This window comes from Vibrio sp. Y176, from assembly GCF_033438945.1.
The window spans coordinates 1-516 of record NZ_JAWOQS010001194.1 but is presented as its reverse complement, the minus strand read 5'-3'; the positions used below and the strand labels follow the sequence as shown (position 1 = coordinate 516).

General features: G+C 45.7%; 1 protein-coding gene. It reads right to left on the bottom strand.

Going from position 1 to position 516, the window contains the following annotated elements; genetic code table 11:
* Positions 1-516 (bottom strand): response regulator (locus R7O13_RS30940; RefSeq protein WP_318305730.1); only part of this gene is annotated, 516 nt, incomplete at both ends.

Genomic DNA, 516 nt, shown 5'->3' with positions numbered 1-516 from the left:
GCGCCTGCTTCCATAAATGCATCACTGGTTTCTTGCTCAGTGTCGGCGGTGCAGGCGTAAATTGGTGTCCCCAATTTCAAGTTTTGACGAATCTCTTTCGTGGTTTCGATGCCACCAAGATGCGGAAGTTGGTTATCCATCAAAATCAAATCATAAGAGTGATCTTTTAAGAACTCCATGGCTTCTAGCCCATCCTTCGCCCAATCAACCTGCATCTTGTATTTGGTACAAAACGCTTTAAGAATAAAGGCGTTAGTATGGTTATCTTCCACCAGCAACACTTTCAGACTTTCATCAAACAACTCTGCAGGTTTTACGCGTTGGCTCGAATCCAACGGAGCCAGAACTCGCTCACGATCTTTTACTGGCAGCGTAACAACAAATGTGGTTCCTTGCCCTTTTTGACTGCGAACTTGTACATCCCCGTCGAGCATATCGACCAAGTTTTTCACGATGGTCAAACCAAGGCCACTGCCACCGTATTCGCGAGTTGTGGTCGCTTCTTCTTGAACAAAA